The organism is Halomonas binhaiensis, from assembly GCF_008329985.2.
GTDB classification, from domain to species: Bacteria; Pseudomonadota; Gammaproteobacteria; order Pseudomonadales; family Halomonadaceae; genus Halomonas; species Halomonas binhaiensis.
Genome location: NZ_CP038437.2, coordinates 1,484,408 through 1,499,222 on the forward strand (window position 1 = coordinate 1,484,408; position 14,815 = coordinate 1,499,222).

The 14,815-nt window shown below is 56.1% G+C and carries 14 protein-coding genes; 7 read left to right on the forward strand and 7 right to left on the reverse strand.

The annotated features are described in order from the left end of the window. The first annotated feature begins 186 nt into the window (after positions 1 to 186). The 4 genes from E4T21_RS06435 to E4T21_RS06450 all read left to right on the forward strand — a co-directional run bounded on the left by E4T21_RS06435 (position 187) and on the right by E4T21_RS06450 (position 3,820). The gene (locus tag E4T21_RS06435) at positions 187 to 1,323 is read left to right on the forward strand and encodes a TRAP transporter substrate-binding protein (RefSeq protein ID WP_240349310.1); all 1,137 of its coding nucleotides are present in this window, start codon (positions 187 to 189) and stop codon (positions 1,321 to 1,323) included. Between the two features lie 68 nt (positions 1,324 to 1,391). After that, a complete protein-coding gene (locus tag E4T21_RS06440) occupies positions 1,392 to 1,937 on the forward strand; it encodes a TRAP transporter small permease (protein ID WP_205423469.1) in 546 nt (181 codons plus the stop codon). Positions 1,938 to 1,939: 2 nt separating this feature from the next. Beyond that, positions 1,940 to 3,280: a TRAP transporter large permease gene (locus E4T21_RS06445; protein WP_149284221.1), complete on the forward strand. Its 1,341-nt coding sequence runs from the start codon at positions 1,940 to 1,942 to the stop codon at positions 3,278 to 3,280. Between the two features lie 57 nt (positions 3,281 to 3,337). After that, the gene (locus tag E4T21_RS06450; protein ID WP_149284222.1) at positions 3,338 to 3,820 is read left to right on the forward strand and encodes a universal stress protein; all 483 of its coding nucleotides are present in this window, start codon (positions 3,338 to 3,340) and stop codon (positions 3,818 to 3,820) included. Between the two features lie 150 nt (positions 3,821 to 3,970). On the opposite strand, the gene E4T21_RS06455 is transcribed toward E4T21_RS06450, so the two are convergent. The 6 genes from E4T21_RS06455 to E4T21_RS06480 all read right to left on the reverse strand — a co-directional run bounded on the left by E4T21_RS06455 (position 3,971) and on the right by E4T21_RS06480 (position 9,340). Beyond that, positions 3,971 to 4,189 (reverse strand): hypothetical protein, encoded by a 219-nt coding sequence (locus E4T21_RS06455; protein WP_149284223.1) that lies wholly within the window; start codon positions 4,187 to 4,189, stop codon positions 3,971 to 3,973. A 142-nt stretch (positions 4,190 to 4,331) separates the two neighbouring features. Further along, complete coding sequence (locus tag E4T21_RS06460) at positions 4,332 to 4,850, reverse strand: DUF417 family protein (RefSeq protein ID WP_149284224.1); 519 nt, start codon at positions 4,848 to 4,850, stop codon at positions 4,332 to 4,334. Positions 4,851 to 5,261: 411 nt separating this feature from the next. Continuing rightward, positions 5,262 to 6,044, reverse strand: a complete 783-nt coding sequence (locus tag E4T21_RS06465; protein WP_149284225.1) for an IclR family transcriptional regulator — start codon at positions 6,042 to 6,044, stop codon at positions 5,262 to 5,264. A 112-nt stretch (positions 6,045 to 6,156) separates the two neighbouring features. After that, the gene (locus tag E4T21_RS06470; RefSeq protein ID WP_149284226.1) at positions 6,157 to 7,437 is read right to left on the reverse strand and encodes a TRAP transporter large permease; all 1,281 of its coding nucleotides are present in this window, start codon (positions 7,435 to 7,437) and stop codon (positions 6,157 to 6,159) included. Between the two features lie 11 nt (positions 7,438 to 7,448). Then, complete coding sequence (locus tag E4T21_RS06475) at positions 7,449 to 8,111, reverse strand: TRAP transporter small permease (protein ID WP_205423470.1); 663 nt, start codon at positions 8,109 to 8,111, stop codon at positions 7,449 to 7,451. Then, entirely contained in the window at positions 8,111 to 9,340 is a 1,230-nt protein-coding gene (locus tag E4T21_RS06480; protein ID WP_149284227.1) for a TRAP transporter substrate-binding protein, read from the reverse strand. The genes E4T21_RS06475 and E4T21_RS06480 overlap by 1 nt, the downstream gene beginning before the upstream one ends. 204 nt (positions 9,341 to 9,544) lie before the next feature. Between E4T21_RS06480 and E4T21_RS06485 the strand changes: the two genes are divergently transcribed. Together E4T21_RS06485 and E4T21_RS06490 are read left to right on the forward strand one after the other, a co-directional pair. Continuing rightward, a complete protein-coding gene (locus tag E4T21_RS06485) occupies positions 9,545 to 11,323 on the forward strand; it encodes a GMC family oxidoreductase (RefSeq protein WP_240349311.1) in 1,779 nt (592 codons plus the stop codon). A 39-nt stretch (positions 11,324 to 11,362) separates the two neighbouring features. Next, a complete protein-coding gene (locus E4T21_RS06490) occupies positions 11,363 to 12,466 on the forward strand; it encodes a YeiH family protein (RefSeq protein ID WP_240349312.1) in 1,104 nt (367 codons plus the stop codon). A 3-nt stretch (positions 12,467 to 12,469) separates the two neighbouring features. Here the strand turns inward: E4T21_RS06490 and E4T21_RS06495 are convergent, their stop codons facing one another. Further along, the gene (locus tag E4T21_RS06495; protein WP_149284228.1) at positions 12,470 to 13,492 is read right to left on the reverse strand and encodes a lactonase family protein; all 1,023 of its coding nucleotides are present in this window, start codon (positions 13,490 to 13,492) and stop codon (positions 12,470 to 12,472) included. A gap of 506 nt (positions 13,493 to 13,998) precedes the next feature. Here E4T21_RS06495 and E4T21_RS06500 point away from each other — a divergent pair. Next, entirely contained in the window at positions 13,999 to 14,763 is a 765-nt protein-coding gene (locus E4T21_RS06500) for a hypothetical protein (RefSeq protein WP_149284229.1), read from the forward strand. The last annotated feature ends 52 nt before the right edge of the window (positions 14,764 to 14,815 follow it).

The following is a 14,815-nucleotide window of genomic DNA, read 5'->3' on the forward strand; positions in this document are numbered from 1 at the left end:
ATTGAGCTGTTTCGGAAAACCCCACCTTGTTACAGCTTGGTCCTATTGTCGAGTCTGACATGCATTCTGGCCCAATCGTTGGTAAGCCACTGGCTCTATCAGGAGGCCTATCCACGGAGGAAAGTGGATGATGTCCCAATACAAGACCGTCGCCGTCTGGCGGCTCAACAACGATGGGAGGTCACTATGCATTCCAAGGTCCAGGCGCACTCCAAGGTCCAGGTGCAAACCAAGGTTCCGATACAGACCAAGGTCTCGGTCCAGGTCGATGCCGATCCAAACGGATCGGATGCCACATTGACGCTTAGTCGCAGCAAGCGGTTTCCACGAACCACCATGGGCGGTGCCATTGCTCTGGCATTGTTTGCCTTGAGTACCCAGGCGAGTGCAGCCACCTGGAAGATGGCGCTGGGCGATGCTGCTGGTGGCACCCAATATGAATTGGGCACGACCTTCGCCAAGTTGATCGAGGAGAAGACCGACGGCGAGATCAAGGTGGACCTGTTCCCCAATGGTCAACTGGGTAGTGAACAGGACACCGTGAACAATGCCAGCATGGGATTGCTCGACCTATCCGTGTTGGCCATCAACAACATTACGCCGTTTTCTCCCACGGTCGGTGTCATGACTCTGCCGTATGTCATTCGCAGCCCAGAGGATGCCAAGACTCTGACGCACGGAAAGGTTGGCCAGGAAATGGTCGATAACACCCTTCGCGATGCCGGGGTCCGGATTCTGGGCTGGGCCTACTCAGGTTGTCGCCGTCTGACCAACTCTGAACGTCCGGTGGCAAATCCCGAGGATCTGAAAGGGATGAGCATCCGGGTACCGAAGAACGAAATCATGATTGCGGCCTACCAGGCCTGGGGAGTCAATCCCAATCCGCTGGCCTGGTCGGAAACCTTCACGGCCCTGCAGCAGGGCGTCGTCGATGGTCAAGACAATCCATATATCACCATCAACGCGATGAAGTTCTATGAGGTACAGAAATACGTCACCGACAGCTGCTACGTGTTCTCCATGGAACCGCTGATCATCGGTGAAGGAATGTTCCAGAGCCTTGATGAATCGCAGCAGCAGGCAGTACTGGAGGCCGGTAAGGAGGCCACTGAACACAGCTATGAATACCTGCTTGCCCAGGAAGACGCGATCAAGAAGAGCCTTGTCGACGAACATGGCATGGAAATCACCGAGCCAGCCGATGATGAGAAAGCCTGGGTCGATCAGGCAACCAGCATCTGGCCACAGTTCTACGACAGCATCGGGGGCAAGGAAAAGCTTGATGAAGCCCTGACGGCGCTGGGGCGTGAGCCCGCACCCTGAATACAGCAATGGGCACCACCGCTCGAAAGAGCGGTGGTGAGCGATGTTTCTCAGGGGGAATCTCCATCATGAAGCTTGTCTGGAAGCTGCTCGACAATCTCGAGAATATATTGTGCCAGCTGCTGCTGGTGACTTTCGTACTGCTGCTGTTCGCACAGATCATGCTGCGCAACCTGTTCCATTACTCACTGCCCTGGGGCGATGAACTGGCTACCTATGCCTTCATATGGTTCGCCTACCTGGGGGCGGTCTATGCGGCCAAGAAATCGGCCCATAACCGGGTGACCTTCCAATTCCGCTTTTTCCCCCGCTGGGTGGAAACGGCCTGTGGCCTGCTGACGGACCTGATCTGGATCGGGTTCAACCTGGTGTTCATCTGGATGAGCTACGACTTCGTCTTCAACAAGATGAATGCCTTCTGGAAATCCCAGACCCTGGGGCTGCCGATGAAAGTCTTCTACGTCATCCTGCCTATCGCCTTCGTGGCCATGACCCTTCGTATCCTGCAGAACAATTATCTGCGCTTCATAAAGCATCGTGAACTTGAAAACCCCGATGCCGAAGCCATCGAGGAAGCCAAGGCAGCCGCCGTCGGCGGGAAGGAGGGAGACTGACCATGGATGCCAGTATCATCTATATCCTGTTCGGCGTATTTTTCCTGCTTCTGGTGCTGGGGGCTCCGATTACGGTGTCGTTGGGCGTGGCGGCATTGGCGACCTATCTGGCCCTGGATGCCAATCCCATGTCCTTTGTCCAGATCGCGTTCACTTCAGTCGGTTCTTTCCCATTGATGGCACTGCCAGCATTTATCCTGGCTGGAGCTCTGATGGAAGCGGCCGGGATATCCAAGCGCCTGGTGGACATTGCCGAGGCTTTCGCCGGCCCGGTCACGGGGGGATTGGCGGCGGCGACCGTCTTTGCCTGCATGTTCTTCGGCGCCATTTCCGGATCGGGGCCGGCCACGACAGCTGCCGTCGGCATGCTGATGATTCCTGCCATGGCCAATCGAGGCTACGAGAAGAGCTACGGTTCAGCCATTACGGCGTCTTCCGGTGGCTTGGGGGTCGTCATTCCGCCATCCATCCCCATGGTCATCTTCGGCATTTCCGGCATGGGATTGCAGCCACCTGCCGAAGCGATTGCCGAGCATGGGGCCTTCCAGACCTTGTCGATTCCCAAACTGTTCATCGCTGGAATAGTCCCGGGCATTGTCATTGCTGCCTGTCTGTTGACCGTCAATTACGTCATCTCCAAACGGCGTGGTTATAGCGGACTCAGTGATCATTGGTCAGCCGAGACCATTTTCGGCAGCCTGAAGCGTGGCATATGGTCGATCCTGGCCCCGGTGATCATCCTCGGTGGCATTTACAGCGGCCTGTTTACCCCGACGGAATCTGCCATTGTTGCCATTGCCTATACATTGATCGTCGGTATCTTCCTGCACCGTGAACTCAAGTGGAAACCTGCCTTGAAGACACTGGAGACCACGACCTGGATTACCGGCAGGGTGCTGCTGATTCTTTTCACGGCCACGGTATTCGGGCGGTTGCTGGTGGAGCACCGAGTGCCTGCCATCATTGCCGAAAGCATGCTCAACATGACGGATAACGTCTATCTGATCTGGGCCATGGTCATTGCCTTCCTGTTGTTCGTTGGCATGTTCATGGAGACCCTGGCCGCGATCATGATCCTGACACCAGTGCTGTTGCCGATCATGTACATGCTGGGCATGGATCCGGTGCACGTGGGCATTGTCGTGGTATGTGCCTTGGCTATCGGTTTCCAGACACCACCGCTGGGTGAAAATCTGTTCGTGGCTTCAGGGATTGGTGGTTCCTCCATTGAGGAGATCTCGTTGAAGGCATTGCCCTTTGCGGCAGGCTCAGTATTCGCCTTGTTCCTGATTGCATATTTCCCGGAAATCTCGCTGTGGTTGCCGCGCCTGATGGGGTATTGAGCAGCCTGGAAAGGGATCAACACTGGGAAGGGACCAATAATAGAGAGGAGCCACGCCATGCCTACCTCCATTCGTCGATTGCTGTGTTGCCTCGGCCTGCGGGATGACTGTCATCAGGTGCTGGCGCATTCCCTGTGCCTGGCTCAGGCCACCGGCGCCGAGCTGCATGTCCTGCATGCCGTGAAGGCACTGTCGGACGATGTGATGAATACGCTCAAGGCCAACATTCGTCAGCGCAAGACACTGGAAGCATTGATGGAGCAACGCCTGGATCAGGCCCATGATCGCCTGGAGGCCTTTCTTGATGACTTCTGGGAGAGTCCTCTGGGCAAGACGCCCTCGCGAGAGATCATCAAGTCCAAGGTGGTCGTCGAAGGCTATCCCGCTGCGGAGATCATCCGCTATGCCACACGTCATGACTGCGACATGATTGTCATGGCCACCAACAAGCGCGGCTTCACTGCTTCCTATGCAGGCAAGGTCACCAAAGGAGTGATCAAGCGTGCCAGTGTTCCGGTCGTGGTGGTGCCTCCGGTGTAGCAACGAATGGGGATTTAGCGCATGGAAGATTGGAATATGACGGATATCGGAGAGGGTGAGGCTGATAAAGTATCGTAAGCAGGTGGAAGGTAAAAATGTTGAAACTATCAGGCTGCTTTCGGGCAGCCTGATAGCAAGAAGATAGATGCTTTACTTGGCATCGTCTTCCATTGATTCCTGAATCAACATCTTGAGTTCTGCAATTTGATCTTCCAAGGAAGTGAGCCGATCTTCCATGCTCATTTCTGCCACATCATGATTCTTGCTCAGTGTTTCCTGGGATTGCTTGAGTGCCGTCGACTCCATGGCAGAGGCGCCACCAGCTGCCAGAAGGGAAATGAGAGCCGTTGCAATAAGATATTTCTTCATTATCTGCATCCTTTTGTCAAATTAATACCTGGTTATCCAGGTTATTCATACCAGATGTTTCATGTGCCAGAGCACGGTTATACGAGTTTTAGCCAGCCAATGTGGTGTGGCATAGCGCTTTGTTTACGTACCTGGGCATTCCTTACAGGTGAAACTCAAAATCTGCTGAATTTTTTTCAATGATCTGTATCGCACTGTCGGCGACTACGCACAGAGCTGCGCCGAGCAACACGATGTCCTTGAACAGGAAGCCGCCAAACAGGGATGGGAAAGGCAATGTATTGCCACTGCTGCTGGTGTGCAGGACCCCTGGTGCGCTCAGCAGAAAGGTAATGGTCGTCAGAAAGATGATAGAGGCAATAATGCCGCCAGCCAGAGAGGCTTTGCTTGAAATTGGGTACAAGGCCAGCAGAATGCCGGCGACTATCTCGACGCTGCCAATCAGGATGGATGCTTGATGGATATCAAGGAAACCGTACAGCCAGGAAATCAGAGGAGAAGAGCTTATGATGCCTCTGATAGCATGTGCTTCATCCGGGTGAAACTTGAAGACTCCAATCCATAATAGAGTTATTGCGACACCATACAGTGCGATGTAAAACCCTATTTTGTGTATTGAAATAGATGAGTGGATTTCTGTATCGCTTGTTATATCGCTCATGGTTCTATCGTCCTGAATGCGCTCTCATGGTGATCCGTTGTTGTTGAAAGACGCTGAAAAAAGAATCCACATTTCTTGGCGCCATGCTGGTTGGACGCTTGGTGATGGTCATTCCTTACAGCGCAACTCATAGAAATACCGCATTAATTTTCGCTGGCATCGGAGCATTGCATATCATCAGTCACCATACTTAAAGGGCCCGACACATACGTTTGTCGTAATGTGTCAGGCACAGAAAGCGGGTTATTGGTGAGGATGTACGGTCGACAAGAATGAATCGGCCAGTATTACTGAGCCCGGGGCGGGTTCAGAACCTGCCAACAACTCATGTCGGCACCTTGGTTCTGGCAGTTCTGGCTTCAGCGAATATCAGTTATCAAGCTGAATTGTCATGGCAGATGGACGAAACAATCAGTTTTCGCTCCATAGCGTGTCCTGCAGGTTACCTGCAATGCGCCGCATCAGCGGTACCCATTCCTTGAGGCTGTCGATGCTGTGGCGCAGGCGTGGGGCATGAATGGCCAGTGCCGCCTGGATGCGTCCTGCCTGGTCGTAGACCGGGACCGCCACGGCGACCATGCCCTGGATGAATTCCTCATCGTCGATGCTGAGTTCATCTGTCGCAATGCGCTCCAGGCGCAGCTCAAGTTCCTGGATGTCGGTGGCGGTATAGGGCGTATAGTCCTCCAGCGTCAGATGCTTGAGCAGGCTTCTGCGCTGCGCTGGCGGCATCAGGGCCAGGAACAGCTTGCCGCTGGCGGTGCAGTGCAAGGGCAGCAGTGACCCGGGGGGGAGCTGGATACGCACTGGCCAGTTAGTCTCGACCCTTTCGTAGTACAACACTTCATGGCCGTGCAACAGTGTCAGGTTGCAGGTTTCCCCGACTTCATCGGCGAGGCGCTTGAGCTGCATGCGACAGGGTGCCTTGAGGCTTTCATTGGCCAGTACTCCCATGGCCATTCTGTGCAGGCGCTCACCAGGCAGCAGGTGACGACCTTCCACGTCCTTTACCACCAGCGCCTGTTCTTCAAGTTGCTTGAGCAGGCGATGCAGGGTCGGCTTGGGAATATCGAAACGACGTTCCAGGTCCGCTGCACTGAGACCATGGGGAGTGGTGGCGATGGCTTCCAGCAGCATCAGTCCGCGTTGCAGGGTGGAATTGGTGGTGTTGCGGCTGGGACTGTCGGTGGGCATGGGCGGTCCTTGTCTCGTTCTTGGCAACAAATTCATTCAGATTGGCACAGGCCCTATGATACTGCGGGAAATGAGACAGCGCGGTAAATGGCATGCCGGATGGCAACTCCCGTCAGGGAGATGCCACCAGGAACAAGGACAGGTTCGGCCATAGTGAAATGGCGATCCAGCATGCCATCAGTGCCAGGAAGTAAGGAATGACGAACTTGACCAGTCGCAGATAAGGAATGCCGGTAATGCTGCTGGCCACATACAGGTTGAGGCCGAACGGCGGCGTGATGAAACCGATGGCTGCACCGACCAGGAAGATCACGGCGAAGTGGATCGGGTCGATACCGACATTCTGGGCGATGGGAGCCAGGATCGGCGCCAGGATAATGGTGACAGGCAAGCTTTCCAGAATCATGCCGGCAAGCAGGATGATCAGCATGCAGGCGGCAAGGATCAAGTAGCGGTTGCCCAGGCCAGTGAGCAGATCCTCCAGCATCTGGCCGGCACCCAGCACGGACAGCAACTGCTGCATGACCACGGAGATGGCGATCAAGGGAGCCAGCATGCCGGCAATCTGACCGGAGCGCAGCATGATGCTGGGCAGGGCCGTAAGACGGATCTCACGGGTAATGGCCAAACCGGCGATCAGGGTGAAGCCCACGGTGATGGCGGCAGCTTCGGTAGGAGAGAACATTCCCGAGTAGATGCCATACAGCACCACGCCGATGGTCGCAAAGCCCAGGTAGGCCCGAAGGGCAAAGCGGGCACTGGTACCGGCCCGAAAAGATATCAGGGTTCCCCAGCCATGTCGCCGGGCCACCAGGTGGCAAGCCAGCATCATGCCCAGCACCATCATTGCACCAGGGACCATGCCGGCAATGAACAGGTCGCTGATCGACAGGTTCATCATGAACCCATAGACAATGAAGATGATGCTGGGAGGGATGATGATACCGACGGTGCCACCAGAAGCGGCGGTGGCCGCAGCGAAGCGCTCATCGTAGCCATTCTTGATCATTTCAGGTTGCATGATCGAGCCGATGGTCGCTGTCGTCCCCGCATTGGAGCCAGAGATGGCGGCGAACAGACCACAGGCACCGAGCGAGGCCATGCCCATGCCTCCACGTAGCCAGCCGGTAATCGAGTAGGCAAAGTCCGACAAGCGCTTGGCAATCCCGGCGGCGTTGATCAGGTCTCCGGTGAGAATGAAGAGTGGCAGGGCCAGCAGGCCGAAGAAGCTCAAGCCCTGGAACAGGGTGACGCCGATATTGGCCAGGGTGAAGTCAATGATCAGGCTGGTGCCGACCACCCACAGGCCAATGACCAGGAAAATGGGGACTCCCAACAGGAAGAACAGGGTACAGCCGGCCGTCGTCAGGCCGATCAGCATGCCGTCAGTCATCTCTTGGCCTCCTAATCCATGATCGAAGGTTGCAGATTGAAGGGTTCTCGGCGCCGGTAGCGTCGAATGTCGATGATCAGGTTCTGCATGACCCGAATAAGGATCAATATCCAGGCCATTGGCGTAGCGAGGTAGAACCACCACTGCATGACATTGTCGGTGCCGGGAACAATGGCAAAGTTCATGCGTGCCAGTGCGACTTGATCGAGGGTGAAGTGAATGACCATGGCGCCGAAGCCGATCCACAGCACTGCATCGAGCCATTGACACAGAAATTGACCGGTGTAGGGCAGGCGCATGCGTATTTCGTTGAGCGACAGGTGGCTACGCTGCTTGACGTTCAGGGAGGCACCGAACCAGGTCAGCCACAGGAACAGCAGGATCGGGATGCTGGTGCTCCATGAGGCCTGCTGGCTGAAAACAAAGCGCCGAATGACCTCGACAAAGATGATGCCGGCCATGCCGCTGTACGACACCAGGATGACGCACTTTTCCAGATTGGCATCGAGCCATCTGAGTGGTAACAGCCAGCGTGATGCGGCTGATCCGGGAGTGCTCTGGGATGTTTCATCGCTGCCCATTGGTCTGCTCTGGTCCTGGCCTGCATGATGGCGGCTGCTGGGAGAGTGGCTGGGAGAGTGGCTGGACGGGGGACTGGAAGGAAATGAGTGCATCAGGCCCTCCACCAGCGTTGCGGCGCTACATTGACGGCCGCCAGTTCCTTGGGAACCTCTCTGGCCAGGGCGTAGATTTCTTCATAGACATCAATGTCCCCTGCCCAACTGTTGAGCCGCTCGCGCCACTGTTCCCAAGGCTCCGGGTTGAACTTCGGCGCGCAGCGCTGCTCGGCTTCGGCCCGGACTTCATCCGACAGCGGCGCGACGCGAACATTGTGCTTGGCAAATACGGTGTCGGCAGCGGGGTGCTCGGTAGCGCCCACGATTTCGAAGCGTCCGCCTTCATTCATGCCCTGGGTGTAGATCTGCGCGGTATAGGCCGATTCCATGACCTGGTCTTGCAGTTCGGAGCCGAGGCTATCGAATTTGGGCAGGCTCATGGCGGTGTGTTCTGTGCCAGCAAAGAAGCGCAGGTCGACGGCCTGAGAGATGACGGGGGCCATGCCTGCATAAGCGACGGCGCTCATCCATGTCTCGGCACCATCCAGCAAGCCTTGACGCAGCCCATCCAGGGTTTCTTCCCATGCTACGGGTACTGGATTCAGGCCGAGCTGTTCCATGGCAATGCGACCCAACTGGGTGCCGGTGACTCGGTTCTTGGTGCCTTGCAGGTCATCCAGACTGGTGACCAGCGGCTTGTCCTTCCACTTCAGCCCCATCATCAGGCCACGCAGGTCGCAGTGGGTGAACAGGAACTGCAACTGGTGACGCTGGCGCAAGGGTTCGCGCAGCAACTTCTCGCTGCGTGGGTCGTAGAAGAAATGGAACATCGAGGCCACGCTGGGGAACAGATAGGCGAAATCCAGCACGTTGAGGTAAGGCGCGCCGCCTGCGGAGTTCTGCGTCGAGGCCGAGAAGATATCGACGATTCCCTGTTGAGTCTTGCTGACACAGTCGAGCTGATTACACACCTCATTGCTGCCCATGAACTCCACCCGGATGGCTCCGTTGGTGCGTTCTTCCAGGTCGCGGGCAAAGAACAGCTGGCCCGATTTCTGTATCTGCAGATTGCGCTCATTGAAGCCTGAAGCACCGAACCGGAGCTGAAACTTGGGCTCGGTCTGGTAGCGACGTTGCTGCTCTTTCTCGGCCGCTCGGGCCAGGCCGGATGCACCAAGGCCTGCACCAAGCCCTGTGACGGCCAAGAGAGTGGAGGTAAGGCCGAAGCGGCTGGATATATCGAGGAAATCGCGACGCGATAGCGTCGAATGCTGGCGTGAAGTCATGGTGCGCCTCTCGGATGTTGTCGTTGTGATCTCAGTCAGCGAGTGCTGCCGGATCTCGGAGGGACCGCTTTTACACCTTCAACATAGAAGCCGATTTTTTATCCATCAAGAAAAAATGAGAAGATTTGTCTCAATATTGATGTTTTTATTCTTTGTGACCATATTATTTGGAACAATGTGTATCGCTAAAATGGTTGTGTGCCCATGACATCATCGCAACGCGTGACCTTTGATCGACACAAGGACAGGGCTGGACACATGGAAAGCGCTCGTCATATGGAGAACTCTCAAGACGTGAACAGAACGCTGGAACGCTTTGACTACGTGATCATCGGGGCTGGTTCGGCTGGCTGTGTGCTGGCCAATCGGCTCAGCGAAGATCCACAGGTTTCGGTGCTGCTGCTGGAAGCGGGGGGCTCAGACTGGAATCCCTGGATTCATGTGCCGGTAGGCTATTTCAAGACCATGCATAACCCTGCTACCGACTGGTGCTATTTGACCGATCCGGACGACGGCATCAACGGGCGGCGCCTGCAATGGCCAAGAGGCAAGGTGCTGGGCGGCTCAAGTTCGCTGAATGGACTGCTGTACATTCGCGGCCAGCGCCAGGACTACGATGACTGGGCCGCGGCAGGCAACCACGGTTGGGACTACGCCTCGGTACTGCCGTATTTCAAGAAGTCGGAATGCCAGGAGCGCGGCGCAGATGAGTTCCATGGGGTCGATGGGCCCCTGAAAGTCTCCGACCTGCGCCTGCGAAGAGAAATTGCCGAGCGCTTCATCCTGGCGGCCAAGGCAGCCGGTATTCCGGAAAACCCGGATGTAAATGGCGCTACCCAGGAAGGTGTGGGGTACTTCCAGCAGACTTCCTACAAAGGTTTTCGTTGTTCCACTGCCAAGGCGTTCCTGCGCCCGGCGCTGTCACGCCCCAACCTGACATTGATCAAGCGCGCCCACTGCCAGAAATTGCTGTTTGCGGATGATCTGTTTGCCGCTGAACGGCGCTCAGATGAAGGAGCCCGTGAGGTGAATGGCCCGGAGGATGCCTCATCCATCAAGCGCATCGCAGGGGTGGAGTTCATGGTGGATGGCGCCAGGCGGCGAGTGCAGGCACGGCGTGAGGTGCTGCTGTCTAGCGGGGCGATTGGTTCGCCGCAGATTCTGCAATGCTCGGGTATTGGTGACCCGCAGCATCTGAACAGTGTCGGCGTGACTTGCCGGCATGCCTTGCCCGGCGTCGGGGAGAACCTTCAGGATCATCTGCAGGTTCGCCTGGTGTTCAAGACCCGTTGTCGAACGCTCAACGATGAAGTGCGCCACCCCCTGAAACGACTGGTCGCAGGCGCACAATACCTGCTTTCCCGTACCGGTCCGCTGACCCTTGCGGCCAGCCAGGTGTGTGTATTCACCCATTCACGGGAAGGGCTGTCACGGCCGGATATCCAGTTCCACATGCAGCCGCTGTCTGCCGACAAGCCTGCCGAAGGGGTGCATCCGTTTTCTGCCTTTACTTCGTCGGTATGCCAGTTGCGTCCTGCCAGCCGTGGTTCGATACGTATCACCAGTGCCGATGCTTCAGTCTATCCGTCGATTCAGCCGCGCTACCTGAGTAGCGCAGAAGATCAGCGTGTGGTCGTTGATGCCATCAAGGTGGCACGACGCATTGCCATGCAGGCGCCATTGGCCGAGGTAATCAGCGAAGAGTACGTCCCGGGCAGTGGCTACCAGAGTGATGAGCAACTGCTGGACGCGGCCCGCCAGTATAGCCAGACGATCTATCACCCCGCCGGTACCTGCAAGATGGGCCAGGATGCCATGGCTGTGGTCGATGAGCGGCTACGAGTTCATGGGCTTGAAGGGTTGCGGGTAGTGGATGCCTCGATCATGCCGGTGATCGTGTCCGGCAACACCAATGCACCGACCATCATGATTGCCGAAAAAGCAGCCGACATGATCAAGCAGGACTGCCTGGCCCGATCATGAACCTGGTTCTGGTCCTAACGTGCAGGATCGAGCTCCACCATGATCGATGTCACTTCGATTCTGTCCGAGGATGCCGTCATGCCACATTCCCCGACGTCGACTGCCACCAATACGCCGAGTTCCGCCTGGCAGCGTCGCCTGGATCCGCTGCGCCAGAAGCTTCCCGGGGTGATGATCTGTATCACCATCGCCCTGGCCACGACCTTCATTGCTGATCACTACGGTGGTCCAACGCTGTTGTATGCGTTGTTGTTCGGCATGACACTGCACTTTCTCACCGAACAAGGTCCATGTCTTGCTGGGGTTGAGTTTGCCGCGCGTACCATCCTGCGTATCGGTGTGGCGCTGTTGGGGGTGCGAATTACCCTGGAGCAGGTGGCACAACTTGGTATCGGGCCGGTGGTGACGGTAGTGGCAGGCGTCATGCTGACGATAGTGGCGGGTGCGGTGCTGGCTCGACTCATGGGGCTATCGCGTGACCTGGGCCTGCTGACCGGTGGCGCTGTCGCCATCTGTGGAGCTTCGGCCGCGCTGGCTTTATCTGCGGCCATGCCGCGTGATGAACATAGCGAGCGCAACACCATTCTCACCGTTGTCGGGGTCACGACGCTGTCCACGGTTGCCATGGTGCTGTATCCACTGCTTGTCGGGGCGTTGAAGCTGTCTCATGTCGATGCCGGCATCTTTCTTGGCGGCACGATTCATGATGTGGCACAGGTGGTCGGGGCAGGCTATATCATCTCGGATCAGACTGGCGATGTGTCCACCTTTGTCAAACTGCTGAGAGTGGCCATGCTGGTGCCGGCAGTGATGGTGTTCATGCTGCTGTTCCGCCGGGCACGGGGCAGTGAAGAGAACAGTGAAGGGCGCGGCAAGGTGCCCATGTTCCCGCTGTTTCTGATGGCCTTCGTGGTGCTGGTGCTGATCAACAGCCTCGGGGTGATTCCCCAGGCCATGGTCGATGGCATGACCGACCTGTCGCGCTGGTGTCTGGTCACGGCCATTGCGGCCCTGGGGATCAAGACATCGTTCCAGAAGCTTGCCGTGGTCGGCTGGAAGCCCGTCATCCTGATGGTCGCCGAGACGTTGTTCCTGCTGGCTGTTGTGCTCGTGTGTCTCTACACCGGTATCGCTGACTGGTAGCTCTTATATGGCCTCGACCCAATCCGGACTGCCGCCAAGCTCAAGCCGAGCGAGTGGCTCAAGCCGGCCAGTGTCCACCTGGTACAACGTAACATGGTGCGATGCCTGGCCAGCAGCCAGAAGATAGTGGCCGCAAGGGGAGAGGCCGAAGCCGCGGGGCTGGGCTTCTGTCGTGCATTCATCGTGATAGGTCAGCTCACCATGCTCCTCTGCCACGCTGAAGGAGGTCAGCAGCGAACTGTTGCGTTCCGATGCGTAGAGAAACTTGCCATCGGCACTTAGCTTGAGTTCGGCTGCCCAGTAGTTTTCGTGCTCCCCCTTGCTGATCAGGACCTTCTGACGAAAGGTCATCCGCGCAGAAGCGCTGTCATAATCGAGCAGGGTAATCGAGCCATCCAGCTCGCCCAGCACATAGATTCTATTGCCTTCCGCGTTGAAGACGACATGGCGTGGCCCTGTGCCATCGGGAAAACGGTAGTGATCGACGGTCTGGAAGCCGTGCACCCGGTCGAAATCCAGGCAGTAGAGCAGGTCGCCTCCCAGGCTGGTGGCCACGACGTGTCTACCGTGGGTGTCATGCATCACCGCATGGGCGTGGGGTTGAGTGGCGAACTGGAAAGAAGAGAAGGAGGCTGTGCCGGTAGACGGGAGACTGTCCGCCGCGATCAGGTGTGCTCCGTAAGAGGCGCCGAAGAGATAGTCACCCGTTGCACTGAGGGCGATATACGCCATGCTGGCGGACAACGGCCGGCTGTCCATGAAGGTCAATTCCCGGGTGGTCGCATCAATGGCATAGCGTGCTGCCAGCAGCGGAGTACCACGCGATGCTGCGTAGAGATAGTGCTGGTCGGCACTGATGCAGAGCGGAAGACTGCCGCCAGCCTGGGTCACGTCCGGTAGATGAGTGCGCTGGCGCAATGCCAGTGTCTGTGTGTCGGGGTCGTAGACCACCAGGCAGATGTCACTGGCTGCTCCACAACCCACATAGAACGTCACCGGATCATGCGATGCCTGCGGCTGGCTCATGCTTGTCTCCTGTTTGGTTTTTTCACGGCCAATAATTGGTAATACATACTATTATAGAAAAAGTATTTCATCTATCTGGCCATTGCTTCATCTACCTGGAGCTAGCGTCATTGGCTAGCAGGTGAGTTCCCCATTCAAGATGCATCTATAAAGAGGTATATCATCTTTGCTAAACGAGGGGTGCCTTGAACGCGAGAAGTAGCATGTCTTACTGCTTGGCAGGGAGGTCTACTCGCTACCAGTCTGATGCATTTTGTGCGCTTTTCTTCACAGTCCAGATTAATCATGGGGTTATTCACCAAATGGAAATTTTGCGTATTTTCCACGTGTCCATTTGCGCTTCAATAAAGGTGCCAAAATTCACCTGAGAGCCTGTATCCATATCGGGTGATTCCCCTAAATGCTCAAGCAGAAAAATAGGCAAACTAGATGAGCGACTCACGCTTGTTCGCATAAATCATAGGTGCCTAATGAAGAATGTTGCTTCCTTTTCACAGGCCACTATCATGGTGGTTGGGACTCTGCTGGCTCTCCCTGCATTGGCTGAAAATGATCACGCAGGAACAGCAGCACAGGCCAATAACCCTCTGGCAAACATGACGGCTTTCAGCCTGCAGAACTATTACATCGGTGATATCAACGATTCCGATGAAACGGCCAATCAGTTTTGGCTACGCTTTGCTACACCTTTTTCATTGGGTGACTCGCGTTGGCTGCTACGTACCTCCTTGCCGATCAATAGTTATCCCACTGCGCCAGGAGGACATAGCGAAACCGGTCTTGGCGATCTGAATACTTTTGCTTCCTATCTGTTTGATACTGGCAGTTCCAAGATCAGTTTCGGTATTGGTCCTCAGGTCACAGCACCCACGGCAAGTGAAGATACGCTGGGTAGCGAGCAGTGGTCTGCTGGCCTGGTCAACGTTCTGTTCAATGCTGAGTCAGCGAAATTCCAGTATGGATATCTTGCAGGCTGGCAGCATAGTTTTGCTGGCGATGATGACCGTGAAAACGTCAATTCTGCGACCTTGCAGCCCTTTGCCTACTATCAGTTAGGCAATGGTAACTATCTACGTGGTGCACCTATCTGGAGCTACAATTTCGAGAATGACAACTATAGCGTGCCTCTTGGTTTGGGGATCGGTCATATCGTCAGACAGGGCAAGACCCTCTACAACTTCACTTTCGAACCTCAGTTCTCTGTAGTCGAAGAAGGTCCTGCTCCTGATTGGCAGGTTGTTGTTGGTCTCAGCATGCAGTTTCTACAGTAATGCACATCGCTTGCCATGTCGGGATGTCCAGTGTTCTTAGAACGCCCAGATA